The following is a 255-nucleotide window of genomic DNA, read 5'->3' on the forward strand; positions in this document are numbered from 1 at the left end:
GGANATCCGTGAGCCGGGTGATTACGTGACCATCGAGTTCGGTAAGACGTCGGTGATCGTGATCCGCGATGACGATGAAGAGGTGCAGGTGCTGCACAACGTGTGTCGTCACCGTGGGGCGCGGATCCTGCAGCCGGGGGCGGGCTCGGTGGGGAACCTGGTGTGCGGGTATCACCAGTGGACGTATCGTCCGGATGGTGAGTTGATCTACGCGTCGGCTGCCGAGGAGGGGTTCGACAAGAACTGCTACAGCCT

1 protein-coding gene is annotated in these 255 nt (G+C 61.8%); it reads left to right on the forward strand.

The window, feature by feature from the left end; all coding sequences use genetic code 11:
* The coding region (locus JNB61_RS20770) for a Rieske (2Fe-2S) protein (RefSeq protein WP_220340738.1) at window positions 1–255 on the forward strand (255 nt) is incomplete at both ends.

Origin of the sequence: Microbacterium ureisolvens, assembly GCF_019511645.1 — a bacterium.
GTDB lineage: Bacteria > Actinomycetota > Actinomycetes > Actinomycetales > Microbacteriaceae > Microbacterium > Microbacterium ureisolvens_A.